This is a genomic window from Plantibacter sp. VKM Ac-2880 (assembly GCF_015351235.1).
Taxonomy (GTDB): Bacteria; Actinomycetota; Actinomycetes; order Actinomycetales; family Microbacteriaceae; genus Plantibacter.
Genome location: NZ_JADKSJ010000001.1, coordinates 1389605 through 1410626, shown reverse-complemented (window position 1 = coordinate 1410626; position 21022 = coordinate 1389605). Strand labels below are relative to the sequence as shown.

Sequence of the window (21022 nt, the reverse complement as noted above, 5' to 3'; positions counted from 1 at the left end):
CTACTTCTCCCGCGCGATCAGCGAGCAGCGGGCCGGCTCAGGACGCGAGGACCTCGTCGAGGACGGAGGACGCCTGCTCCTCGTCCGTCTGCTCCGCGAGCGCCAGCTCGGAGACGAGGATCTGCCGCGCCTTCGCGAGCATGCGCTTCTCCCCGGCCGAGAGACCGCGGTCCTGGTCGCGCCGCCAGAGGTCGCGGACGACCTCGGACACCTTGATGACGTCTCCCGACGCGAGCTTCTCGAGGTTCGCCTTGTATCGACGGGACCAGTTCGTCGGCTCCTCGGTGAACGGCGCGCGGAGCACGTCGAACACGCGGTCCACGCCCTCCTGTCCGATGACGTCGCGCACGCCGACGAGGTCGACGTTCTCGGCCGGGACCTCGATGACGAGGTCGCCCTGCGTGACACGGAGCTTCAGATAGAGCCTCTCCTCGCCCTTGACGACGCGGGTCTTCACCTCGGTGATGGTCGCGGCACCGTGGTGCGGGTAGACGACGGTCTCGCCAACTTCGAAGATCATGGGTGTCGGTCCCTTCGGCGTCTACCAGAATACCACAGGACCCCTGATCAGAGCCGGGTACGGGGCCCGCGGCAGGGCCGAGGGACGACGCCCCGTCCAGGAGCCCGCAGCGACCGCGTCGCCACGCGGGGGTGGGCTAGACTCGAATCCGGATCCCGGGACACCTGTCACTCGTCTGCGCCCGGGGCCACCACATCTTGGAGGGTTCTGTGAAGGCGCGTCTCATCGCTTCCATCGTCGTCGCCGGTGCTGTCGCACTCGGCATGAGCGGGTGCAACCTGATCGCGCCGCAGGCGACCCTGAAGCAGTACGACGCCTCGGACGGCGTCGGTGTCACCGTCGGCTCGGTCGCGGTCCGCAACGCCATCGTCGTCTCGGACGACGGCGAGACCGGCAACCTCGTCTTCAGCGTCGCGAACCGCGACGACCGCGCGCACACCGTGCTCATCGAGGTCGAGGGCATCGACGAGCAGTTCCAGGTCCTCGCCGAACCGGGTCTCACGAGCTTCGACGGGAGCGGGGCGAACGACCCCCTGCGGATCGAGTCGCTCGGCGTGCAGCCCGGCGGGATCGTCGACGTCTTCTTCCAGTACGGCGAAGAGACCGGTGCCACCGCGAGCGTCCCGGTCCTCACCGGAGAGCTGCTCGAGTACTCGACGCTCGTCCCCACGCCCCAGCCGACGGAGGAACCGACGGTGGAGCCGAGCGATATCCCGACGCCGCTCGCCACGCCCACGACGGAGCCGACCGAGTAGTCGAGCACCGATCACGACCGAACGCCCCGCCTCTCCTGAGAGGCGGGGCGTTCGTCGGTGTGCCGGACGTCGCGGTCAGGCCTCGAACCGGTAGCCGAGCCCGCGGACGGTGACGAGCATCACCGGCTCCGACGGGTTCGCCTCGATGCGCGAACGGATGCGCTTGATGTGGACGTCGAGCGTCTTGGTGTCGCCGTAGTAGTCGCTCCCCCACACGCGGTCGATCAGCTGCCCGCGGGTGAGCACGCGCCCGGCGTTCCGCAGCAGCAGCTCGAGCAGCTCGTACTCCTTCAGCGGCATGGGGATCGGGGCACCGTTGACCTCGACGACATGGCGCTCGGTGTCCATCCGGACCGTACCGGCCTCGAGCAGCACCTCCTCCTGTGCCTGGTCCGCGTCGACACGGCGGCGCAGGACCGCGCGGATCCGTGCGAGCAGCTCGCGGGTGGAATACGGCTTCGTGACGTAGTCGTCGGCTCCCAGTTCGAGACCCACGACGATGTCGACTTCGGAGTCCTTCGCGGTCAGCATGATGATCGGCGTGCTCGACACCGCACGGATCTGCCGACAGACCTCCGTGCCCGGGATGCCGGGCAGCATGAGGTCGAGCAGCACGAGGTCGGCGCCGCGAGCGGTGAACGACTGGACCGCCGACGGACCGTCCTCGGCCACCTCGACCTCGTAGCCCTCCCGCTCGAGCAGATAACTCAACGGTTCACTCAACGATGCTTCGTCTTCGACGAGCAGGATGCGGGTCACAGGGTACTCCTTGCCGTGCCGGTGGAGAGGTCCTCCGGCGGGGTCGTTGCTCTGGGCAGGCGGATGGTGAAGGTCGAACCGCGGCCGAGTTGGGACCAGACCTTGACCTCCCCGCCGTGGTTGTGGACGGTGTGCTTGACGATACTCAGCCCGAGGCCGGTGCCGCCGGTGTGCCGGGACCGCGCCTGGTCGACGCGGAAGAACCGTTCGAACACGCGGTCGCGGTCCTCCTCGGCGATCCCGACACCCTGGTCGGTGACGGCGATCTCGACGACATCGTCGACCGCGCGGACCCCGACCCCCACCTGCGCGCCGGTCGGCGAATAGTGGATCGCGTTCGAGATGAGGTTGTGCACAGCGACGACGAGCATCGCCTCATCGCCGTAGACCTCGAGGTTCTTGCCCCCGCGGACCGACAGGCCGACGCCGGTGGCGTCCGCCGGGACACGGTTCTGGTCGACCGCGGCGGCGATCACGCGATCGAGCCGCACGAGCTCCGGCTGATGGAGCGCGTCGGCCGCCTGCAGCCGGGACAGGTCGATGATCTCCGCCGTCATCCGCGTGAGTCGATGGGACTCGGTCGCGAGTCGACTGGCGAACCGCTTGACCCGTTCCGGGTCGTCGGCCGCGGTGTCGAGCGCCTCCGACAGGAGGCCGATGGCACCGATCGGCGTCTTCAACTCGTGGCTGATGTTCGCGATGAAGTCCCGACGGACCTCGTCCAGGCGGCGCGCCTCCGTGTGGTCCTCCGCGAGCAACAGGATGAAGCGGGAGCCGAGCGGCGCCGCGCGCACCCGGAGGTGTCTCGTGGCCTCCCCGAACCGACCGAGGGCCAGTTCCAGGTCGCTCGTGACGGCGTCGCCGGTGCGGCGGACCTCCAGCGCGAGGTCGATGAGTTCCTGGTTGTCGAGGACGCGGTCGCGGACCAGGCCGAGCGCGAAGGCTCCGGGCGACGCCTTGAGCACGTTGTTCGACGGGTCGACGACGATGCCTGCGCTGTCGAGGGCCTCGAGCACCTGGTCGACCCCATCGGGCACGACCGGGTTCACGACCGTCGCAGCGCGCTCGCCACGGCGGAGGGCGAGGGTGATGAGGGCGACGAAACCGCCCCCGACGATGAGGCCGAGTGCCAACGCGATCAGCACCAACCACATGGTGTCCATGGGTACTACGTTACTCAGTCCGCCGGAGGCCGAACTCGCGAATACCCCGCCACTTCGACGACTGTTCACGCGTGGGGCCCCAACTGTTAACCTTGGTTCGGCATCATCGGCGGAGCGGGCACCTGCCTGCCCACCGCCAGGTCACGGAAGGACGGCACCCAGAGCCATGCGCGAGGTATTCCAGCAGTCACTGCGAGAGGTCCAGGATCGCCTGGTCGAGATCGCCGAGCTCGTCACGATCTCCATCGAGAAGGCGACGCAGTCCTTCGGCAACTCCGACGTCGCCGTGGCCGAAGAGGTCATCGCCAACGACAACCGCATCGACCAGCTCGCCATCGAACTCGACGAACTCGCGATCGACATCCTGGCCCGCCAGCAGCCGGTGGCCCGCGACCTGCGCATCGTCGTCAGTGCCCTGCGGATCAGCGCCTCGCTCGAGCGGATGGGCGACATGGCCGAGCACATCGCCCAGCTGTCGCGCTACCGCTTCCCCGACAAGGCCGTCCCGAAGGGGCTGCGCACGACGTTCGCCGAGATGGGCCGACTCGACGTGTCCATCGCACGCAAGCTCACCGAACTCCTGCGGACGCAGGACCCCCGCATCGCGGACGAGATCCGGAACGACGACGACGACGTGGACGAACTCCACGCCAGCGTCTTCGAGAAGGTGCTCGGCGACACGTGGAAGGGTGAGCCGGTCGCGACCGTCGACGCCACCCTCGCTTCGCGGTACCACGAGCGCTTCGCCGACCACGCGGTGTCCATCGCCAAGAAGGTGCAGTACCTGGCCACCGGCGACTGGATCCCCGAGACCACGACGCCGGTCCACCACTGAGCGCCGACCACCGGACACCCCGACGAGCGGTGCCGACCCGAATCCGGGTCGGCACCGCTCGTCCGTTGGCGCGGGACTAGCCGATCTGACGGCGACGGACGATCGAGCCACCGGCCAGGAGCAGCAGCCCGAGGACGGTCGCCAGTCCGGCGAGCGGCAGGAGTCCAGCCGCGGCGCTGCCCGTGTCGGCCAGGCGCGGCTCGGCCGAACGCGGGGCCGAAGCCGTCACACTCGAGCCGGACTGCGATGCCGTGGCGGCACTGACGACGACGGTCGTCGGGCTACTCGGCGCAGCGGGGACCACCGGGATGGTGGGGTCGGTCGGGTCCGTCGGGTCGGTCGGGTCCGTCGGGTCTGTCGGATCGGTCGGGTCGGTGACCCCGGGACCACCGGTCTCGCTGTCTCCGATCACCGAGATGGCGTTGCCACCCACCGTGACGGGCAGGCCCAGATCGAGGATCACCTGGTTCCCACCGCCCAGGCTGCCATCGCCGACCGTCGTGGACGTGCCGTTGCCCGACGCGGCCGGGGTCGTGGTCGCTCCACCGGTCGACTCGGCGTCACCGATCACACTGACGGCGTTGCCGACCACCGAGACGGGGAGCTCGACGCCGCCGAGGACCTGGTTCCCACCGGCGACACTGTCGTCACCGGCTGTCGTCGACGACCCCGCCGGAGCAGTCGCTCCACCCGGAGCAGCCGCAGTCTGACCCGCCTGCTCGCTGCTCGAGTCACCGATCACGGAGATGGCGTTCCCGCCGACCGTCACCGGTACCGTCACCACCGGTGACACCTGGTTCCCACCGGCGACACTGTCGTCACCGGTCGTCGTCGACGACCCCGCCGGAGCAGTCGCTCCGCCCGGAGCCGCCGCAGGCTGACCCGCCTGCTCGCTGCTCGAGTCACCGATCACGGAGATGGCGTTCCCGCCGACCGTCACCGGGATGGTGACGGGCAGCTGGACCTGGTTCCCACCGGCGACACTGTCGTCACCGGTCGTGGTCTGGCCGCCTGCGGGAGCCGTGGTCGGCTCCCCAGACGGCACCGCCGCACCGCTCGACTGCTCGGCGTCGCCGATGACCGAGATGGCATTGTCCTCCACCGTCACCGGGATGGTGACGGGCAGCTGTACCTGGTTCCCACCGGCGACGCTGTCGTCACCGCTGGTGCTGGTGGCTTCCGGCTCAGGTGCCGGTGCCGGCTCGGGTGCCGGTGCCGGCTCGGGCGCCGGTGCCGGCTCAGGTGCCGGCTCCGGCGCTGGCGCGGGCTCCGCTGGCGCCGGCTCCGGCGCACTGGTCGCCGACGAGTCGCCGACGACGCTCACCGCCGTGTCGACGATCTCGACCGGTGCTTCGAGCACCACGTCGACGAGGTTGCCGCCGAGGATGCTGTCCTCTCCCGAGGTGTCGGCATTGGCCGCCGTGGCTCCGAGGAACGTGAGTCCCGCGACGAACAGGCCGCAGTAGAGGCCTTTCTTGACATACGAATTCATGATTCCTGCTCCTTGCAGAATGACTGGTGTGCTCCCGGTGTCGGGAGACTTCGGACTGATGAACCACCCGATGGGTGGGTCTCCGCCGAACACGGCGGAGTCGTCCGGCGTCAGTCAGGAGCGGTGTCTGCAGGGAACGTGGGTGAGGCTGGGAGGTCGTCGTCTCGTGCGACGGCGCGCCGGTCGGTCCCGGGTGCCGGGATCACGATGTCGGCGGACGGCTCGCCGCTCGCCGGGCCGTTGGCGGCCGCGCCCGGGCCGGACGAGCTGGACCCGCTCGGCGAGACCGCCCAGCGGTCGTCGACGGACGGCAGGGTCGGCAGACCGCCGGGTGTCGCGGGAAGCGCCGTGGCGCTTTGCAGGACGGCGTCGGTCGACGCTTTGAAGGAAGCGCTCTCGTGATCCGAACCGAGGCCTGAAGAGGAGTGGTCTCCGGGCAGCGCTGACGGGGGCCCGAACACCGGGGCCGGAACGATCGCCGACGGTGGAACGACTGACGTGTCGCCGGCCTGCTCAGGCGCGGGCACGGCGGGGTCCGGGCTCACCGGGACCGGAACGGTCGGCACGACGATCGGAACGCTGGGCACCGGGACGGCCGTGACCACGTCACCGAGCCCACTGACCGTGTCCTCGACCGTCTGCACGACGGGTTCGACGATGGTGGCCACCGGCTCCGAGCCGACGGTCTCCTCGACCACCGTGTTCACGACCGGCACAGCCGCCACCGTGTCGTCGACGGCGTCCACTACGGGCTCGACGACCGCGGTGTCCACGACGTCGACCACCGCTCCGACGGCGTCGATCGGTTGGTCGAGTGACTCGACCACCTCGGTGACCGCGCCGAGGAGCGACGGGTCCGTGCCGTCGTCGGCGTGTGCGGCCGAGGGCGACCCGAGGATGGCGACGGCCGTGAACGCCGCAGCGGCGAAACCGCTGAGGGCGAGAGCTCGCCACAGGGGGAAACGCGTGCCGTCGGTCGACTGCTCCATGCGTATCCCCCCAATCGGGTCACAGTGCAGTCACTGTACGCCCAACTCGGAAACCATTCAAGCCCTTTCTCGCGCGATGGAAAACCCCGGCCAGAAGCACATTCGACGTGAAATCCGTCGAGCTGTGCCCCTGGCCGGGGCCCTGGTTTGGTGGGGTTTCCGCTACTTCTTGCCCTGAGCCGCGACGGCGGCGGCACCGGCGGCGGCGGCCTCCGGGTCGAGGTAGCGGGCCGGGGCGACCGGGCGGAAGTCGGCGTCGAGCTCGTAGACGAGCGGGATGCCGGTCGGGATGTTCAGCTCCGCGATCTCGTCGTCCGAGATGTCGTCGAGATGCTTGACGAGGGCGCGGAGCGAGTTCCCGTGCGCCGTGACGAGCACCGTCTTGCCGGCCGCGAGGTCGACCGTGATGTCGGACTCCCAGTACGGCAGCATGCGGTCGATGACGTCCTTCAGGCACTCGGTGCGTGGCAGTTCGCCGTCGATGCCGACGTACCGCGGGTCGTCCGCCTGCGACCACTGGTCGTCATCCGCGATGGGCGGCGGCGGGACGTCGAAGGACCGACGCCAGGTCTGGAACTGCTCCGGACCGTACTCGGCGAGCGTCTGCGCCTTGTCCTTGCCCTGCAGTGCACCGTAGTGACGTTCGTTGAGGCGCCAGCTGCGCTTCACCGGGATCCACATGCGGTCGGCGGTCTCGAGCGCCAGGTTGGCCGTCTGGATCGCGCGGGAGAGGACCGAGGTGTACAGCACGTCCGGGGTGATGCCGGAGTCGGCGAGCAGCTCACCCGCGCGCTTGGCTTCGGTGACACCGAGTTCGCTGAGTCGGACGTCGACCCAACCGGTGAACAGGTTCTTCTGATTCCAGTCGCTGTTGCCGTGGCGAAGCAGGACGAGGGTGTAAGTCTCAGGCATGCCTCCAGCATACCGACGGCGCGTGGCCGCGAGGTGGACCCGGAGGTCTCGTCGGTGAGGGAGAATGGGGCCATGCCCGTCGGATCGATCACTCGCGGGACGACGAACACGAACCGGCTCCGCCGGGTGGACCGCTGGATCGCGACCCGGCCCTCGCTCAGGCGGACGACGAACCCCCTGGTGGTGGATCTCGGCTACGGTGCGAGCGGCATCACGACCCTGGAACTGCACGAGCGGCTGCTCGCCGTCCGACCCGATCTCCGGGTCATCGGTCTCGAGATCGAGCCGGGTCGCGTCCGCACCGCCGATGCCCAGCTGCGACAGGTGCGCGCCGGAGCGACCCGCTTCTCCCCCGCCGCTCGGGTGTCCTTCGCGCTCGGCGGCTTCGAGGTCCCGACCGGCGATGACCGCCCGGTCGTCATCCGCGCGTTCAACGTGCTCCGCCAGTACGACGAGTCCGAGGTCGCCGAGGCCTGGCACCTGATGGCCAAGCGACTCCAGCCGGGCGGGACACTCGTCGAGGGGACCTGCGACGAGATCGGGCGTGTGGCCAGCTGGGTCGCCGTCGACGACGAGGGGCACCCCGAGTCGTTCTCGATCAGTCTGCGGCTCGCCGACCTCGAGCTCCCGTCGATCGTCGCGGAACGACTGCCGAAGGCGCTGATCCACCGCAACGTCCCGGGCGAACGCGTCCATGCGCTCATGACGGACCTGGACCGTGCCTGGCGCGTGCACACCCCTCTGGCGGTCTACGGCCCCGTGCAGCGCTGGTTGGCGACCGTCGGCTCGCTCGTCGACACCGGGTGGCCCGTGACCGCGGGTCGCTCCCGCTGGCGCCTGGGCGAGCTGACGCTGCCGTGGTCGGCCGTCGCCCCTGCTGCGACGCCGGTCGCCTGAGCACCGGTCGACTGAGCATCGGCTCGCGTCTCGATTCAGACCGCGGGAAGCGCCGCCTGGGCGTCCGCCGTCGGCAATCCGGTCGCCGTGAGCAGGTCGACGAGGTACGGACGGAGCACGAGGACGAGCGCCTGCTCCGACACCGAGGCTTGCGGCAGCACGGCGACCGGGTCGAGGTGCTTGGCGATCTCGAGCAGGGATTGCCGCGCGACCGGCTGCTGCGCGATGTCGCCGATCGACTGCGACAGGATGCCGAGCGCGACGGAGGTCCGGGCGAGCAGGTCGGCGAGCTCGGGGCGGCGCGTGGCATCGCGTGACACGTAGTCGATGCGCCGGGCGATGACCCGGAGGTTGCGGGTCGCGAGATCCATCCCGTCGAGCATCGTCCGCTGACGCTCCAGGTCGAACACGGCCTTCCTGAGGAACGGGGAGATGCGCGCGATGGCGAGCCCTGAATCGAGGGTTTCGCGCCATGCGTCGAGTGCCGGCTGGGTGGCCCTCGCCCGGGCCAGCGCACGGTCCGCCTGCTCCAGATCGCCGAGCCGGAGGCCCGCCACGAGTGACGCCAGCGTCCGGACGTGTTCGTCGATGAGCCGCTGGCCGTCCCGGCGGGCGCTCCGGCGCGGGTCGCGCGGGATGAGTGCCGTCGCGAGGAGGGCGAAGACCCCGCCGATCAATCCGTCGAGCGTCCGCACGAACGGTCCGCCGTCGGGCACGGGCAGGAGCATGACGAGCACGGACTGGACAGCGGCAGCGATCGCGAACGACGCCGCCGGCGACAGGAACCGGGCGACGAGCAGCGTGAGCACGAGCGCCACGGCGAGCTGCCAGGTCCCCTGGCCGAAGCCGAGGAGCAGGATCTCGGCCAGCGCGATCCCGACGCTCATTCCGACGGCCGTCTCGAGGACCCGGATCGGGCGGGCGTCGCGGACGAACCCGAGACTCGAGATCGTCACGGTCAAGGCGAGGAGTGGGACGGCGTGCCCGAGCACGTAGTGGGTGAAGGCGTAGGCGGCTATCGCGGTGAGACTGACCTGCAGCACTGCCGGCACGGAGGCGACCAGGCGATGCCAGGCGTCAGCGAGGGCGATGCGCCGCAGAAGCGCCGCCGTCCAACGGTCGCCATCCGCCTGCTCCTCGGACGCGTTCTGCCTCACCACTCCGGTCAGCGCCGGACGGCGCCGAGTCGCGGGAGTCGGGGGACGTTCGCCGTCGCGCCGGCATCGGCCGGGACCACGATCTCCTGCGACGCCGCGACGTCGACACCCTCGGCTTCGACCGTCAGCACGGCGGCCGGATCCGTGGAGCGTTTGACGACGGCCAGGGCTACCGGGCCCAGCTCGTGGTGGATCGCGCTCGAGGTGATGCTCCCGACGGTCTTGCGGACCGGGTCGTCGCCACCGGTGACGAGCACGACATCCGAACCGGCCGGCGGGAGGACCGCGTCGGAGCCGTCGAGGAGGAGCATGACGAGCCGCCGTGGCGGGTGCCCGAGGTTGTGCACCTTCGCGACCGTCTCCTGCCCGCGGTAGCACCCTTTGTTGAGGTGCACTGCGGAGCGGAGCCAGTCGAGCTCGTGTGGGATGCTCCGCTCGTCGACCTCGGCCTGCAGGCGTGGACGCCAGGCGGCGATCCGCAGTGCTTCTGCGGCGAGGGAACCGGCTGCGGAGAACGTGCCCGCGCGGACCTGCTGCACGAGTGTCTCGAGCGTGGCGCGCTCGACGATGGTCTCGGTCCACGTCCAGGTGGCACCAGGGTGCTCGCCCGTCGCGTACTGGTGACCGCCGACGGTGACCTCCGACCACGGGTCGTGCCAGACGAGCGGCAGTCCGTTGGGGGCCGCGGCGTCGATGGCGAGGCCCGCCGCCGCGCCGATCACCGCGTACTGCTCCGTTGCGATGGCCACCTCGACGCGCAGCATGAACCGCATACGGTCGAGCCAGGCGTGGAGCGGAGCGGCATCCTCGGCCTCGGTGATGATCCAGGTGGTCGTCCCATCGTCGAGCAGCTTGGCCGCGTGCTCGATCCGGCCGCTCTGGTCGAGGAAGAGCGTCTCCGTGGAGGTACCGGCGGGCAAGGAGCGGAGGTCCTGGCTCGTGATGGAGTGGAGCCAGCTCAGTCGGTCCGGACCGGTGATCGTCACGACGCCGCGGTTGGAGAGGTCGACGATCGCCGTGCCACGCGAGATCAGGCGCTGCTCGATGTTCGGGCTGCCGTAGTGCGAGGGGACGCCGTGGTCGAACGCGTCCGCCTGTTCGACGGCGCCGGGCAGCGCGAGGAAGGGAGAGCCGGGACGAACGCTCGGAACGGCCGATCCGATGGATGTCGACACGTCAGTCGGCTTTGGCCAGGCGCGCCGAGGCGTGCGTGCGGAGATCCTGGCCGAGTGCGGCGATGTCCCACGCCCACAGCAGGTGGTTCTCGACGAGGCCGTAGAGGCGGGTGGCTGCGGCGTACTCCTTGGCACCCGCGGTGCGCACCACGGCGTCGGTCGCAAGGTCGATGCGCGGGCCGTCGATCTGCCCCAGGTAGAGCTCGCTCACCCCGTTCGGGTGGACGATCGACACCTGCAGCGGGAATGCGCCGGTCGAGGTCCGCAGCGCCTCCACCGATTGGGCCGTACCGAACGGCCTCGGCCCCTGTCCAGGGAGCATGCCCGGACCCGGATCGCCTTCGATGAGGGGTCGTTCCAGACGCCAGTAGCCGGTCTCGGTGACGAGCGGCTCGGGGGCGGCCAGCGGGTCGAGCGGAGCGTCCGTCGCCTCAGCACCGGCGTCGTCGGAGAGGCTGTCGGCGTCGGTCGTCGAGGCACCCTCGGCGTCGGCCGCTGGCTGCTCCGGGAGGAGCCAGGTGTAGGAGTTGTAGTTCAGGTACGGCAGGCCGTCGTGGCTGAAACTGACGCGCTGACCGAACTCGCGGGTGACGGTCTCGTCACCGATCTTGTAGTCGATGACCCCGGTGCCCTCCCAGACGCCGATCAGCCAGGACAGCGGGACCAGTTCGCTCGGCAGGCCGCTCGGGATCTCGATCATCGAGGAGCCCGACTAGCGCTGTCCGCGGTACAGGTTCTTCAGCACCACGACCGCGGTGAACGCGATGGCGAGGCTGGCGAGGACGAGCAAGCCGATGAAGAAGATTTCGAGAGCGAGCAGCATGGGGAAAGTCTACCCCGCAGCCAGTGCGATGAGGCCATACACGGCCCCTCCGAGCGCGAGGATCAGCACCGAGCCGGTCACGCTCGTCGACATGCGGTCGACGAACCCGATCTTCTGACGCGTCAGCAACTGCGCTGAGAACGCGGCGAGGGTGCAGAGGCCGAGCGTGGCGGACAGCCCGAAGAACGTCTCCCCCGGGCTCCAGAGCAGGCCGGACACGACGACGCCGATGAGCGCGAGCGCCCAGATGGAGACGACGCTGATCCAGCGCAGCCGGGGAGAGAGGGTGGTTTCGCTCACGGACCCATTGTCACAGAGCGGGGAGCGGCGGACCACCTCCGGCCGATGGTGCGACGGCGGGCGCAGTCGTTCGCCTAATATGGTTCCAAACTCAGTCGGGAGGATGCGCGTGGCGCAAATTTTGGTCTTGACCTCCATGGTCGGCACCGAGGTCCTCCCATCCCTCGGACTCCTCAGCCACCGCACCCGGCAGATCCCGGCCGACCCGTCGCAGCTCGTGAACGCACCGAGTTCGGACCTGGTGCTGGTCGACGCCCGGCAAGACCTGGCGAGCGCGAAGTCGCTGTGCAAGATCCTCGGCGCGTCGGGGCTGTCCGTCCCCCTGCTGCTGATCCTCACCGAGGGCGGACTCACCGCCGTCAGTGCCGACTGGGGCGTGAACGACGTCATCCTCGAGTCGGCGGGGCCGGCGGAGGTCGACGCGCGGATCCGGCTCGCCATCGGTCGCGCCTCGCAAGAGCACTCGGCGAGCAAGATCCAGGCGTCCGGCGTGGTCATCGACGAGGCCAGCTACTCCGCGAAGGTCCACGGCAAACCGCTCGACCTCACGTTCAAGGAGTTCGAGCTGCTCCGGTTCTTCGCGACCCACCCCTCCCGGGTGTTCACGCGCGAGCAACTGCTCAGCGAGGTCTGGGGCTACGACTACTTCGGTGGCACCCGCACGGTCGACGTGCACGTCCGGCGGCTCCGCGCGAAGCTCGGAGACCTCGAGCAGCTCATCGGCACCGTGCGGAACGTCGGCTACCGCTTCAACGTCTACGAGGACGATCATGCCCCGGCTGACGCTGTCGGTTCGTAACGTCGAGGACGCGCCCACACGCGCCGCGCTCGACCGTCTCGTACGGACCGCGTCCCTCGTCGACGGTCAGCCCCCGTTCAGCGACCAGTCACTCATCGACGTCGCCTCGGGTGCGCGCACCCTGATCCTCGCCGTCGAGCCCCAGGACCCACCGGTCGATCCGGACGACTTCGCCGTCGTCGGCGCAGCCATCGTGGGGCACGGCGAACTGGAGTTCGTGGTCGGACCGGAGTGGCGAGGCCACGGGTACGGTCGCGCGTCGCTTCGCGGCGTCCTCTCGAACTGCCCACCGAACGTCCGGATCTGGGCGCACGGCGACCACCCCGCGTCCCGGGTGCTCGCCGAGGAGTTCGGGTTCTCCTCCATCAGGACGCTCCTGCAGCTGCGCCTGACGAAGGCGCCGGCGAACCGCGCGCGATCGGCGACCGCGGGGCACGCGGACGTCACGATCGAGACCTTCACGCCGGGTGTGGACGAACAGGAGTGGCTCGAGGTCAATGCGCTCGCGTTCGTCGGCCACCCGGAGCAAGGCCGGATGAGCCTCGACGACCTCCGCGCGCGCGAGGCCGAATCGTGGTTCGACGCCGGCGACTTCCTCCTGGCCCGCGGGTCCGACGGCGACCTGCTCGGGTTCATCTGGCTCAAGATCGAGGAGACGGTCGGCGAGGTGTACGCGGTGGGCGTGCACCCGGCCGCCGGTGGTCGTGGACTCGGACGGCTTCTGATGGAGGCCGGGCTGGCGCGGCTGCGCGAACGTGGGGTCGACGCCGTCACGCTCTACGTCGAAGCGGACAACGTGCCGGCGGTCTCGCTGTACCGCTCGCTCGGATTCACCGACCACACGATCGACGTCCAGTACGCGAGAACCGACGCCTGATCCCGCTCCACAGCACGCCTGGACGACCGCATTTACAGAGTGTTCACCGCAGTCGTCGCGACCACCGCCGTCACGGTGTCATGATGAAGACATGCCAGCAGACCCAACCGTGCTCGACGTCGGCCTCGATGGAGACGACGAGGACTTCGATCCCGCGTTCGAACGCAACGATCCTGCGCTGCCCGAACACCGCTACCTCGACCGCGAACTCAGCTGGCTCGCCTTCAACCAGCGTGTCCTCGAGCTTGCGGAGGATCCGGCGCTCCCCGTCCTCGAACGCGCCAATTTCCTCGCGATCTTCGCCTCGAACCTCGACGAGTTCTTCATGGTCCGGGTCGCCGGTCTGAAGCGCCGCATCCTCACCGGCCTGGCCGTCCCGACGAACGTGGGCAACGCCCCGGCCGACGTCCTCTCCGAGATCTCGCAGCAGGCCCACATCCTCCAGGAGCGCCACGCCCGCGCCTGGCACGACCTCGTGCGTCCCGACCTCGCGGAACGCGGCGTCACCGTCGTCACCTGGGACTCGCTCGACGCGGCAGACCGCGACTACCTCAGCGAGTACTTCAGCAACCAGGTCTTCCCCGTCCTCATGCCGCTCGCCGTCGACCCGGCCCACCCCTTCCCCTACATCTCGGGCCTCTCGTTGAACCTCGCGGTGCGAGTGCGGAACACGCGCAGCGGGCGCGAGGAGTTCGCCCGCCTCAAGGTGCCGCAGATGATGCCGCGCTTCGTCCGGGTCGGCCCGGCCGAGCGTCGCTCCGCGGCACTCGACACCGCCCCGAGCGTCCGGTACATCGCCCTCGAAGAGGTCATCGCCAACCACCTGGGCCACCTGTTCCCCGGCATGGAGATCGTCGACCACCACGTGTTCCGCGTCACCCGCAACGAGGACATGGTGATCGAGGAGGACGAGACCGAGAACCTCATCCAGGCCCTCGAGAAGGAGCTGCTGCGTCGTCGGTTCGGCCCGCCGATCCGGCTCGAGATCACCGACGACATGGACGACGTCACCCTCGGCCTGCTCGTCCGCGAGCTCGACATCACGGAGCAGGAGGTCTACCGCCTCCCGTCGCCGCTCGACCTCGGTGGGCTCTTCAGCCTCGCCGGCATCGACCGTCCCGACCTGCAGTACCCGAAGCGGGTGCCGACGACCGCGCTGCAGTTCCAGCCCGACGAGCCGAACGGCAAGCCCGATCTCTTCCGGTCGATCGCCAGGGAGGACGTCCTCGTCCACCACCCCTACGAGTCCTTCGCCACGAGCGTGCAGGCCTTCATCGAACAGGCGGCGGCAGACCCGCACGTCCTGGCGATCAAGCAGACCCTGTACCGGACCTCCGGCGACAGCCCCATCGTCGAAGCACTGATCGACGCCGCGGAAGCCGGCAAGCAGGTCCTCGCCCTGGTCGAGATCAAGGCCCGCTTCGACGAGCAGAACAACATCTCCTGGGCCCGGAAGCTCGAGAAGGCGGGCGTCCACGTCGTCTACGGGCTCGTCGGCTTGAAGACCCACTGCAAGCTCGCCCTCGTCGTCCGTCAGGAGCGGGGCGTGCTGCGCCACTACAGCCACATCGGCACGGGCAACTACAACCCGAAGACGAGCCGGATCTACGAGGACCTCGGCCTGTTCACGGCCGACGACCAGGTGGGCAAGGACCTCACCCGGCTCTTCAACGAGCTGTCCGGCTACGCCATCGAGAAGAAGTTCAAGCGCTTGCTGGTCGCGCCCCGCCACCTCCGCAAGGGATTGCTCAAGCACATCGAGCAGGAGCGGACGAACGCGGAGGAGGGCAAGCCCTCCGGCATCCGCATCAAGGTCAACTCCATGGTGGACGAGGCGATCATCGACGCCCTGTACCGCGCGAGCCAGGCGGGCGTCCCCATCGACCTCTGGGTGCGCGGCATCTGCGCGCTGAAGCCCGGCCAGCCGGGCATGAGCGAGACGATCCGCGTGCGGTCCATCCTCGGGCGGTACCTCGAGCACTCCCGCATCTTCTCGTTCCACAACGACGGCGATCCGCACGTGTTCATCGGCAGTGCCGACATGATGCACCGGAACCTCGACCGCCGGGTCGAGGCACTCGTGCGCCTCACCGATCCGAAGCATCTCGCCGCGACCGCCGCCATGTTCGAGCAGGCCCTCGACGAGCAGACCTCGTCGTGGTGGCTCGACGCCGACGGGGTGTGGACACGCCACGCGGTCGACGCTGATGGCCAGCCGCTCACGGATCTGCAAGACTCCCTCATGCTCGAGACCGCGGCGCGCCGGCGCCCGAGGAGTCGTCGCTGACGATGCGGCACCGCGACCTGCACGAGCACCACCACACGACGAGGTAGAGACCATGACGACGACGGCAATCTATGCAGCCGGTGCGGTGTGCTGGCGTCTCATCGACGGCAAGGTCCACCTCCTCGTCATCCACCGCACGGTGTACGGCGACGTCACGATCCCCAAGGGGAAGGTCGACCCGGGCGAGACCCTCGCGGAGACGGCCGTCCGGGAGATCAAGGAGGAGACGGGACTGAGCGTCCACCTCGGGGTACCCCTCGGCGTCTCCACCTACCCGCTGTCCAGCGGTCGGGAGAAGATCGTCCACTACTGGTCGGCCGAGGTCACGGAGCAGGCCGTCCGCGAGAGCACGTTCATCCCCAACGGGGAAGTCGCCGCCCTGGAGTGGGTCAGCATCAAGCGCGCGCGGAGCTACCTCAGCTACGAGCGCGACGTCGAGATCCTCGAGACGTTCGCAGCGCTCGTCGAAGAGGGAGTGACCGCGACCTTCGCCCTCATCGCCATGCGACATGGCAAAGCCACCTCGCCCTCCGAGTGGCCTGGCGAGGACGCGACCCGGCCACTCGCCGCCCGAGGCGTCAAGCAGGCCGCTGGCAACGTCGCGACCCTGCTCGCCTTCGGTCCCCGCAAGATCGTCACCAGCACGGCCGTGCGCTGCGTCAGCACGGTGAGCCCCATCGCCGCCGCGGCGGGCATCGAGCCCAAACGCTCCGAGCTCATCAGCCAGGACGCATATGAGCGAGGCGAGGCCGACGTCCGCCGCGTCGTCGGTCGCCGCGTCCGGGCCTTGAAGACCGCCATCCTCTGCAGCCACGGCCCGGTCCTCCCCGAGATCCTCCGCGAGATCGCCCTGGCGACCGGCTCGACCCGCGGGTCCTACCTCGGCAGCGCGGCAGCACTCGAGACGGGCGCGTTCTCGATCGTGCACCTCTCGCGGACCAACCCGAGCTCCGGCATCATCGCGATCGAGACGCACGAACCACGGGTCTGAGCGGGCCACGCACCCACAGAGACCGTCACGGCCCCCAGAAGGGGGCCGTTTCGCGTGCATCCCCGGCGTCGCGCAAGCAAGCCGTCGATCTCCGTTCACCCGTTGTTTACCAGCACGGGGGATGCTCGTCATGCCGCATGGTTAGCGTCACTGACGAGCCAGCACCGGCTCGCACCCACACCAATGAATGGACATCCCTGTGAAGTTCTCACGTTTCGGCCGCGTCGCGGTCGTAGCAGCAGTCGCAGCTGTCGCACTGACCTCCTGTGCGGCCAACGAAGGCGGCGCCACCGCCACGAGCGCAGCCGCCAGCGACCTCAAGGGCAGCCTGGCCGGCAGCGGCGCTTCGTCGCAGGGCAGCGCCCAGGAAGCCTGGGTCGCCGCCTTCCAGACGTCCAACCCGGACGTCACCATCAACTACTCCCCCGACGGCTCCGGCGCCGGCCGCAAGGCGTTCATCGCCGGTGGCGTGCAGTTCGCCGGTTCGGACTCGGCCCTCTCCGACGAGGAGCTCTCGAGCACCTTCGCCGCATGTGCAGCCGACAGCAAGGCGATCGACCTCCCGGTCTACATCTCCCCGATCGCGGTCATCTTCAACGTCGAGGGCGTCGACGAGCTGAACCTCGACGCGGCGACCATCGCGAAGATCTTCGCCGGTCAGATCACCAGCTGGGACGACCCGGCGATCGTCGCCCTGAACCCTGAGGCGAAGCTGCCGGCGACGGCCATCACCGCCGTCCACCGTTCGGACGACTCGGGTACGACGAAGAACTTCGCCGACTACCTGAACAAGAACGCACCGGACGTCTGGACCGCAGAGCCGGCCGACACCTTCCCGTTCCAGTCGGGTGAGGGCGCCAAGGGCACCTCGGGTGTCGTCGACACCGTCAAGGGCGGCACCGGCACCATCGGCTACGCCGACGCCTCGAAGGCCGGCGACCTCGGTGTCGCGAAGATCAAGGTCGGCGAGGAGTTCGTCGAGTACAGCGCCGAGGGTGCTGCCGCCGTCGTCGAGGGCTCGCCGCTCGTCGAGGGCCGTGAGGCGAACGACATCGCGATCAAGCTGGACCGCCAGACCACGGACGCGACCCACTACCCGATCGTGCTCGTGAGCTACCTCATCACCTGCCAGGAGTACGCGGACCCGAAGGCCGCCGACCTCGTCAAGGCGTACGCCGGCTACATCGCCAGCGACGCCGGCCAGGAAGAGGCAGCGAAGTCGGCCGGTGCTGCGCCGCTCTCCGCCGACCTCGCCAAGAAGGTCCAGGACGCGATCGCGTCCATCAAGTAGTCCGACGGTCGAGCGTGCCGGGTCCTGCCCGGCACGCTCGACCTGCGTCACCAGCACCCGCAGTACCCGCTCCCCGAGGTTGTCGAGGGGCACCACCATCGCATCGAGAGAACGGGAACCCATGGCTGTCGAGGCCCTAGCTGCGAGACCCAAAGCCAAGCAACGAGTCGGCGACCGCGTCTTCTCCGCGCTCTCCGTCGTCTCCGGATCACTCATCCTCGTCATCCTGGCGGCGGTCGCGATCTTCCTCATCGTCCAGGCGTTCCCGGCCCTCACGGCCGACTCCTCGTCGTTCACCGGCGCACCGACGAGCTTCTGGGCCTACGTCGGCCCGTTCGTCTTCGGCACCATCTGGGCCGCGGTCCTGGCGCTGGCCATCGCCGTGCCGCTCTCCCTCGGGATCGCGCTCTTCATCACCCACTACGCGCCGCGCCGCCTCGCGGTCGCCCTCGGCTACGTGATCGACCTCCTGGCCGCCGTGCCGTCGGTCGTGTACGGCCTCTGGGGCGCGCTCGTCCTCGCCCCGTTCGTCCAGCCCTTCTTCGCCTGGCTGTCCGAGAACCTCGGATGGATCCCGCTCTTCGGCGGCACCGTCTCCGGCACCGGGCGGACGATCCTGACGGTCGCCCTCGTCCTCGCCGTCATGATCATCCCGATCATCACGGCCATCTCCCGCGAGATCTTCCTCCAGACCCCGAAGCTCCACGAGGAAGCCGCCCTGGCCCTCGGCGCCACGCGCTGGGAGATGATCCAGATGGCCGTCCTGCCCTTCGGTCGCCCTGGCATCGTGTCCGCATCCATGCTCGGCCTCGGCCGCGCACTCGGCGAGACCATGGCCGTCGCCCTGGTGCTCTCGCCGGCGGCCGTCTACTCGTTCTTCCTGCTCACCTCGAGCAACCCGAACACCATCGCGGCGAACATCGCCCTCAACTTCCCCGAGTCCTTCGGCATCGACGTGAACAAGCTCATCGCCACCGGCCTGATCCTGTTCATCATCACCTTCGTGGTGAACTTCATCGCCAGACTCATCGTCAACCGTCGTAAAGAATTCTCGGGAGCGAACTGATGACCGCCACGACCGACCGCCGTCAGGCGACCATCGCCACACCGTTCTCCAACTCACTCACCGCGGGCAAGCTGCCGAAGTTCGCGCCGCTCACGATCCTCGGCGGCAGCCTGATCGTCGGCGGACTCATCTTCCTGCTGGTCCAGCAGTCCAGCTCCGACAAGAGCTACAACGTGCCCGGAGCCGTCGTGCTCGGTGCCGCGCTCTACGCGGTGACCGTGTACGTCGCCTCGCTCCTCGTCGAAGGCCGCCGCAAGGCGAAGGACCGCCTGCTCACCACGCTCGTCACGGCGGCGTTCGTGATCGCGCTCCTCCCGCTCATCTCCGTGGCCATCACGGTCATCTCCGCCGGTGCCGCCCGCTTCGACATCAACTACTTCAGCCTGTCGATGCGGAACGTGGTCGGCGAAGGCGGCGGAGCGCTGCACGCCATCACCGGCACGCTGCTCATCACCCTGGCGACGTCGGTCATCTCCATCCCGATCGGCATCCTGACCGCCATCTACCTCGTCGAGTACGGCCGCGGCCGACTGGCCCAGGGCATCACCTTCCTCGTGGACGTGATGACCGGCATCCCCTCGATCGTCGCGGGTCTGTTCGCCTTCGCGCTCCTCGCGATCTTCTTCGGTCCCGGCGTCCGACTCGGCATCGGCGGCGCGATCGCCCTGTCGCTGCTCATGATCCCCGTCGTCGTGCGATCGAGCGAGGAGATGCTGAAGCTCGTCCCCAACGAACTCCGTGAGGCTGCCTACGCCCTCGGTGTGCCGAAGTGGCTGACCATCCTGAAGATCGTGCTCCCCACCTCGATCGCCGGCATCATCACCGGTGTGACGCTCGCCGTCGCCCGCGTGATCGGCGAGACCGCCCCGCTCCTCATCATCGCCGGGTTCACGCAGAGCATGAACTACAACCTCTTCGACGGTCCGATGATGACTCTCCCGGTCTTCGTGTACACCCAGTACGCGAACCAGGGCACCGACGGAGCCTCCTACGTGGACCGCGCCTGGACCGGTGCGCTCGTCCTCATCCTCATCGTCATGGCGCTGAACCTCATCGCCCGCCTCATCGCCAAGATCTTCGCCCCCAAGTTCGGCCGCTAGGCCGCGAGCAAAGGAACCCCGTGTCCAAGAGCATCGAAGTCAACGACCTCAACGTCTTCTACGGCAGCTTCATGGCCGTCGAGGGTGTCTCCCTCCAGATCCAGCCCCGCACGGTCACCGCGTTCATCGGCCCCTCCGGCTGCGGCAAGTCCACGTTCCTCCGGACGCTCAACCGCATGCACGAGGTCATCCCCGGCGCACGCGTCGAGGGCGAGGTCCTGATCGACGGCAACAACCTGTACGGACCGGGCGTCGACCCCGTGCTCGTGCGTCGCCAGGTGGGCATGGTCTTCCAGCGCCCGAACCCGTTCCCGACGATGAGCATCAAGGAGAACGTCCTCGCCGGTGTGAAGCTCAACAACCGGAAGATGTCGAAGTCGGACCAGGATGCGCTCGTCGAGCGCTCCCTGCAGGGCGCCAACCTGTGGAACGAGGTGAAGGACCGCCTCGACAAGCCCGGCTCCGGACTCTCCGGTGGTCAGCAGCAGCGTCTCTGCATCGCTCGCGCCATCGCGGTGTCCCCCGACGTGGTGCTGATGGACGAGCCGTGTTCGGCGCTCGACCCGATCTCCACCCTCGCCATCGAGGACCTCATCGAGGAACTCAAGCAGGAGTACACGATCGTCATCGTCACGCACAACATGCAGCAGGCGAGCCGCGTGAGCGACAAGACGGCGTTCTTCAACATCGCCGGCACCGGCAAGCCGGGCAAGCTCATCGAGTACGACGACACCACCACGATGTTCTCGAAGCCGTCGGTCCAGGCGACCGAGGACTACGTCTCGGGTCGCTTCGGTTGATCCGACGCTGACATGACGAAGGCCCCGCCCCGGG

The 21022-nt window shown here is 68.9% G+C and carries 21 protein-coding genes; 11 read left to right on the top strand and 10 right to left on the bottom strand.

What is annotated here, in order from left to right; genetic code table 11:
* Positions 1-37: 37 nt before the first annotated feature.
* Positions 38-520: a CarD family transcriptional regulator gene (locus ITJ57_RS06830; protein ID WP_194669399.1), complete on the bottom strand. Its 483-nt coding sequence runs from the start codon at positions 518-520 to the stop codon at positions 38-40.
* Between the two features lie 209 nt (positions 521-729).
* Here ITJ57_RS06830 and ITJ57_RS06825 point away from each other — a divergent pair, with 209 nt between their 5' ends.
* Complete coding sequence (locus ITJ57_RS06825; RefSeq protein ID WP_194669398.1) at positions 730-1275, top strand: hypothetical protein; 546 nt, start codon at positions 730-732, stop codon at positions 1273-1275.
* A gap of 75 nt (positions 1276-1350) precedes the next feature.
* On the opposite strand, the gene ITJ57_RS06820 is transcribed toward ITJ57_RS06825, so the two are convergent.
* Together ITJ57_RS06820 and ITJ57_RS06815 are read right to left on the bottom strand one after the other, a co-directional pair.
* On the bottom strand, positions 1351-2034 hold the full coding sequence (locus ITJ57_RS06820; RefSeq protein WP_056007768.1) for a response regulator transcription factor: 684 nt from the start codon (positions 2032-2034) through the stop codon (positions 1351-1353).
* A complete protein-coding gene (locus tag ITJ57_RS06815) occupies positions 2031-3197 on the bottom strand; it encodes a cell wall metabolism sensor histidine kinase WalK (protein ID WP_056007771.1) in 1167 nt (388 codons plus the stop codon). The genes ITJ57_RS06820 and ITJ57_RS06815 overlap by 4 nt, the downstream gene beginning before the upstream one ends.
* Positions 3198-3363: 166 nt before the next feature.
* Between ITJ57_RS06815 and phoU the strand changes: the two genes are divergently transcribed.
* Entirely contained in the window at positions 3364-4032 is a 669-nt protein-coding gene (gene phoU, locus ITJ57_RS06810; protein ID WP_056007773.1) for a phosphate signaling complex protein PhoU, read from the top strand.
* Between the two features lie 76 nt (positions 4033-4108).
* On the opposite strand, the gene ITJ57_RS06805 is transcribed toward phoU, so the two are convergent.
* From ITJ57_RS06805 to ITJ57_RS06795, 3 genes are all read right to left on the bottom strand, one after another.
* Positions 4109-5524: a chaplin family protein gene (locus tag ITJ57_RS06805; protein ID WP_194669397.1), complete on the bottom strand. Its 1416-nt coding sequence runs from the start codon at positions 5522-5524 to the stop codon at positions 4109-4111.
* A gap of 110 nt (positions 5525-5634) precedes the next feature.
* Complete coding sequence (locus tag ITJ57_RS06800; RefSeq protein WP_194669396.1) at positions 5635-6513, bottom strand: hypothetical protein; 879 nt, start codon at positions 6511-6513, stop codon at positions 5635-5637.
* A 162-nt stretch (positions 6514-6675) separates the two neighbouring features.
* The gene (locus ITJ57_RS06795) at positions 6676-7425 is read right to left on the bottom strand and encodes a phosphoglyceromutase (RefSeq protein ID WP_194669395.1); all 750 of its coding nucleotides are present in this window, start codon (positions 7423-7425) and stop codon (positions 6676-6678) included.
* Between the two features lie 72 nt (positions 7426-7497).
* On the opposite strand from ITJ57_RS06795, the gene ITJ57_RS06790 reads away from it, so the two are divergent.
* Positions 7498-8322, top strand: coding sequence for a class I SAM-dependent methyltransferase (locus ITJ57_RS06790; RefSeq protein ID WP_194669394.1), 825 nt, complete (start codon positions 7498-7500; stop codon positions 8320-8322).
* Positions 8323-8357: 35 nt separating this feature from the next.
* On the opposite strand, the gene ITJ57_RS06785 is transcribed toward ITJ57_RS06790, so the two are convergent.
* The 4 genes from ITJ57_RS06785 to ITJ57_RS06770 form a co-directional block, all read right to left on the bottom strand.
* Complete coding sequence (locus ITJ57_RS06785; RefSeq protein ID WP_370582238.1) at positions 8358-9479, bottom strand: FUSC family protein; 1122 nt, start codon at positions 9477-9479, stop codon at positions 8358-8360.
* An 8-nt stretch (positions 9480-9487) separates the two neighbouring features.
* Positions 9488-10654, bottom strand: a complete 1167-nt coding sequence (locus tag ITJ57_RS06780) for a folate-binding protein YgfZ (protein WP_370582237.1) — start codon at positions 10652-10654, stop codon at positions 9488-9490.
* A 1-nt stretch (position 10655) separates the two neighbouring features.
* Positions 10656-11354: an FABP family protein gene (locus ITJ57_RS06775; RefSeq protein WP_194669393.1), complete on the bottom strand. Its 699-nt coding sequence runs from the start codon at positions 11352-11354 to the stop codon at positions 10656-10658.
* A 132-nt stretch (positions 11355-11486) separates the two neighbouring features.
* On the bottom strand, positions 11487-11777 hold the full coding sequence (locus ITJ57_RS06770) for a hypothetical protein (RefSeq protein ID WP_194669392.1): 291 nt from the start codon (positions 11775-11777) through the stop codon (positions 11487-11489).
* A gap of 109 nt (positions 11778-11886) precedes the next feature.
* On the opposite strand from ITJ57_RS06770, the gene ITJ57_RS06765 reads away from it, so the two are divergent.
* The 8 genes from ITJ57_RS06765 (at position 11887) to pstB (ending at position 20988) form a co-directional block, all read left to right on the top strand.
* Positions 11887-12576, top strand: coding sequence for a response regulator transcription factor (locus ITJ57_RS06765; protein WP_194669391.1), 690 nt, complete (start codon positions 11887-11889; stop codon positions 12574-12576).
* On the top strand, positions 12548-13453 hold the full coding sequence (gene mshD / locus ITJ57_RS06760) for a mycothiol synthase (protein WP_194669390.1): 906 nt from the start codon (positions 12548-12550) through the stop codon (positions 13451-13453). Before ITJ57_RS06765 ends, mshD begins: the two co-directional genes overlap by 29 nt.
* Positions 13454-13544: 91 nt before the next feature.
* Complete coding sequence (locus tag ITJ57_RS06755) at positions 13545-15740, top strand: RNA degradosome polyphosphate kinase (protein WP_194669389.1); 2196 nt, start codon at positions 13545-13547, stop codon at positions 15738-15740.
* A gap of 52 nt (positions 15741-15792) precedes the next feature.
* Positions 15793-16731, top strand: coding sequence for an NUDIX domain-containing protein (locus ITJ57_RS06750; protein ID WP_194669388.1), 939 nt, complete (start codon positions 15793-15795; stop codon positions 16729-16731).
* A 199-nt stretch (positions 16732-16930) separates the two neighbouring features.
* Complete coding sequence (pstS, locus tag ITJ57_RS06745) at positions 16931-18022, top strand: phosphate ABC transporter substrate-binding protein PstS (protein WP_370582236.1); 1092 nt, start codon at positions 16931-16933, stop codon at positions 18020-18022.
* Positions 18023-18143: 121 nt separating this feature from the next.
* Positions 18144-19088 carry a phosphate ABC transporter permease subunit PstC gene (gene pstC / locus ITJ57_RS06740; protein WP_194669386.1) on the top strand — a complete coding sequence of 315 codons (945 nt, stop codon included), beginning with the start codon at positions 18144-18146 and terminating at the stop codon, positions 19086-19088.
* Positions 19088-20188: a phosphate ABC transporter permease PstA gene (gene pstA / locus ITJ57_RS06735; RefSeq protein ID WP_194669385.1), complete on the top strand. Its 1101-nt coding sequence runs from the start codon at positions 19088-19090 to the stop codon at positions 20186-20188. The genes pstC and pstA overlap by 1 nt, the downstream gene beginning before the upstream one ends.
* A gap of 20 nt (positions 20189-20208) precedes the next feature.
* Positions 20209-20988 (top strand): phosphate ABC transporter ATP-binding protein PstB, encoded by a 780-nt coding sequence (pstB, locus tag ITJ57_RS06730; RefSeq protein ID WP_056007815.1) that lies wholly within the window; start codon positions 20209-20211, stop codon positions 20986-20988.
* Positions 20989-21022 lie beyond the last annotated feature (34 nt).

Bases quoted from the DNA above. Each gene is read 5' to 3' on its own strand.
- mshD (WP_194669390.1), top strand. From the start codon at position 12,548: ATGCCCCGGCTGACGCTGTCGGTTCGTAACGTCGAGGACGCGCCCACA.
- pstC (WP_194669386.1), top strand. From the start codon at position 18,144: ATGGCTGTCGAGGCCCTAGCTGCGAGACCCAAAGCCAAGCAACGAGTC.
- ITJ57_RS06800 (WP_194669396.1), bottom strand. From the start codon at position 6,513: ATGGAGCAGTCGACCGACGGCACGCGTTTCCCCCTGTGGCGAGCTCTC.
- ITJ57_RS06790 (WP_194669394.1), top strand. From the start codon at position 7,498: ATGCCCGTCGGATCGATCACTCGCGGGACGACGAACACGAACCGGCTC.
- ITJ57_RS06755 (WP_194669389.1), top strand. From the start codon at position 13,545: ATGCCAGCAGACCCAACCGTGCTCGACGTCGGCCTCGATGGAGACGAC.
- ITJ57_RS06830 (WP_194669399.1), bottom strand. From the start codon at position 520: ATGATCTTCGAAGTTGGCGAGACCGTCGTCTACCCGCACCACGGTGCC.
- ITJ57_RS06805 (WP_194669397.1), bottom strand. From the start codon at position 5,524: ATGAATTCGTATGTCAAGAAAGGCCTCTACTGCGGCCTGTTCGTCGCG.
- pstA (WP_194669385.1), top strand. From the start codon at position 19,088: ATGACCGCCACGACCGACCGCCGTCAGGCGACCATCGCCACACCGTTC.
- ITJ57_RS06775 (WP_194669393.1), bottom strand. From the start codon at position 11,354: ATGATCGAGATCCCGAGCGGCCTGCCGAGCGAACTGGTCCCGCTGTCC.
- ITJ57_RS06815 (WP_056007771.1), bottom strand. From the start codon at position 3,197: ATGGACACCATGTGGTTGGTGCTGATCGCGTTGGCACTCGGCCTCATC.
- ITJ57_RS06750 (WP_194669388.1), top strand. From the start codon at position 15,793: ATGACGACGACGGCAATCTATGCAGCCGGTGCGGTGTGCTGGCGTCTC.
- phoU (WP_056007773.1), top strand. From the start codon at position 3,364: ATGCGCGAGGTATTCCAGCAGTCACTGCGAGAGGTCCAGGATCGCCTG.
- ITJ57_RS06795 (WP_194669395.1), bottom strand. From the start codon at position 7,425: ATGCCTGAGACTTACACCCTCGTCCTGCTTCGCCACGGCAACAGCGAC.